The organism is Trebonia sp. (assembly GCF_049794275.1).
In the GTDB taxonomy this organism is placed as follows: domain Bacteria; phylum Actinomycetota; class Actinomycetes; order Streptosporangiales; family Streptosporangiaceae; genus Trebonia.
This window is the reverse complement of sequence record NZ_JBARCR010000555.1, coordinates 1-2493: the sequence shown is the minus strand read 5'-3', so window position 1 is coordinate 2493 and position 2493 is coordinate 1. Positions and strand designations below refer to the sequence as shown.

2 protein-coding genes and 1 pseudogene are annotated in these 2493 nt (G+C 70.8%); all 3 read left to right on the top strand.

Annotated elements, in window-relative coordinates:
• The first annotated feature begins 152 nt into the window (after positions 1-152).
• Positions 153-968: a hypothetical protein gene (locus WA805_RS15260; protein ID WP_425241221.1), complete on the top strand. Its 816-nt coding sequence runs from the start codon at positions 153-155 to the stop codon at positions 966-968.
• A complete protein-coding gene (locus WA805_RS15255) occupies positions 952-1728 on the top strand; it encodes an ABC transporter ATP-binding protein (RefSeq protein WP_425242646.1) in 777 nt (258 codons plus the stop codon). The genes WA805_RS15260 and WA805_RS15255 overlap by 17 nt, the downstream gene beginning before the upstream one ends.
• Positions 1713-2493: pseudogene (locus tag WA805_RS15250) on the top strand (hypothetical protein); the annotation flags it as partial. The gene WA805_RS15255 and the pseudogene WA805_RS15250, both read left to right, overlap by 16 nt.

Here is a 2493-nt window from a genome sequence, read left to right as displayed (position 1 = left end):
GCTGCTGGTCTTCATCACCGGCACCGGCATCGCGCTCGGCACTTCGGCCGGCAAGCCGCGCCGCGACGCCCCCCCGGAAACGATGATCCCCATGCCAACCTCCCATCGGTAGTTGACGCATTTCAATCATCCTCAACGCAAGGACGGCACCAATGACAGCAGTCAGGCCCGAACACCTGTACGACCGGCATGCCGGCACCGATGACCTGGCCGCCGACGGCATCACGCGCGCGAGCGGCATGGCACCGCGCCCGCCCGGCAAAGTTCCAGCCCCGCAAGAGAACCATGGAGGTCAGATGACAACGATGATCCGCCGCATCACCCGGCAACTATCCGTGCCCACGACCCTGCTAGCCACCACTTGCGCGGCAGCCGGAACGGTCACCGGCCTGTTCATCTACCTGGACCAGTCGCCGATCCGGCACAAGTACCTCCCCGGCTCCTCGGCCTACTGGCAGCAAGCAGCCATCGCCGGTGTGGCCCTGCTCCTGTACGGCTACTCCTGGTGGCGGTACCAGCGGCGCCCCGGCCACCAGCCGGGCCGCTTGCTGCTGCTCGCGCCGCTCGGCAAGCCGGCCGCCCGGCGATTCGCCCGCACCATGCGCCAGGCGGTCCGCAGCCCATCCGGGTTCGCCCGCGCGGTCGCGACGCTACCGTTCACCGGGCTGCTGATCTACTGCGCGTGGCGCATCGGCGAGCAGATCACCGCGGGCCTGGACCCGAACTGGACGGTCAACGCATGGGGCGGCCCATCGTACTTCGGTGCCATGGCCTGCCACTACCTCGACATGGGCCTGCTCATGGCAGCCGCGGCATGGCTGCTCGGCAAGATCCTGCTGCCCGACCCCGCGAGCACCGCGCACTGCGGCACACCCGCCCCGACCGTCTCCTGGCTCGCGGCCCATCACGCCGTCCAGCCCGCAGCCCACCGCAACTACTACCGGCGCCACGATGCCCGCAGCCGGTGACGGAAAAACCACCTTCGAACTCGCTGGCCTGCACAAGATGTTCGGCGGGTACGCGGTGGTCGATCATGTTGACCTGACCGTGGCGCGTGGCTCGCTGTGCGGGCTTGTCGGGTCTAACGGGGCGGGAAAGTCCACTTTGCTGTCTATGGCGGTCGGGCTGCTGCGCCCTGACCGGGGGACGTCGCGGGTGTTCGGGATCGACGTGTGGGCAGAGCCGGAGCGGGCCCGGGAGCTGATGGGTGTCTTGCCTGACGGCCTGGCGATGCCCGAGCAGCTCACCGGCCGGGAGTTGCTCAGCTACGTGGGTCAGCTGCGTGGGCTGGGCAAGGCCACGGCCGCCGGGCGGGCCGGCGAGCTGCTGAGCGTGCTCGGGCTGACCGGGGATGTCGAGCGGACGCTCATCATCGACTACTCGGCCGGGATGCGGAAGAAGATCGGCTTGGCCACCGCGCTGCTGCACCGGCCGAAGCTGCTGGTGCTGGACGAGCCATTCGAGGGGGTCGACCCGGTGGCCGCCGCGATGCTGACGCGGGTCCTGCGGCGCTTTGCCGCTTCGGGCGGTGGCGTGCTGCTGTCCAGTCATGCGATGGCGCTGGTTGAACAGCTGTGCGACACCGTGGCCGTGATGGCCGGGGGCAGAGTCATCGCCCAGGGACCACTGGAGAAGGTGCGGCGCGGCAGGCCGCTGGAGCAGGCATTCATCGAGCTGGCCGGCGCCGACGCCAGAGCGGGGGAAGTACTGTCGTGGCTGGCCCGCTGATCTTGATGAAGCTCACCATGCTGCGGCGTGAGGCCAGTGGGCCCCGGTCCGGCTGGGTCCTCGGCGGCGCGGTAGCCGGGCTGGCACTGGCGGCTGCCACGATCGGCGCGGCGACCCTCAGGGCCAGGTCGCAAGGCACGGTCGCGGACCTGCTCGGCGTCGTGTTCGCGGTGTGGACCCTTGGCTGGATGCTGGGGCCGGCCTACACCGGCCAGCCGGTGCTGCGCGCCGAGCAGTTCCGCCTCCTGCCGGTCCCGCGGCGCAGGCTGGCGCTCGGCCTGCTCGGCGCGGCATTCGCCGGGGTGACCGCTCCGGTCACCTTCATCGCGTTCACCGCCCTGGTCGTTTTCGGGATCCGGCTCGGCATGGTCCCGGCCCTCATCGCCGTGCCCGCGGTCGTGCTGCAGCTGATTCTGGTCGTGCTGCTGTCCCGGGTGACCGGGTCGTTGTTCGGTGCGCTGTCCCGCTCCCGCGCTGGCGCCGTGGTCAGCGCCCTGCTCACCGCCGTGATGCTGGTGGCCAGTTCCTCCGGCTGGCTCGTGCTCGCGGCCCTGCACCCCTTGGCGGCCACCGGATTCCCGGCCGGGTTCGCCGCCGCGATGCGCGCGCTGCCGTCCAGCTGGGCGGTGCTCGCGGTCGAGGCCTCGTCGCGATCGGACTGGCTGATGACCGCGGCACCGCTGCTCGGGCTCATCGCGGTGCTGCTGCTGTTGTGGCTGACGTGGGAACGGTCGCTCGGCCCGGCGCGGTGGCCCCGGCCGGCGG

What these genes read in the sequence shown, in the direction of transcription:
- WA805_RS15255 (WP_425242646.1), top strand. Translation starts at nt 952, where the DNA reads ATGCCCGCAGCCGGTGACGGAAAAACCACCTTCGAACTCGCTGGCCTG.
- WA805_RS15260 (WP_425241221.1), top strand. Translation starts at nt 153, where the DNA reads ATGACAGCAGTCAGGCCCGAACACCTGTACGACCGGCATGCCGGCACC.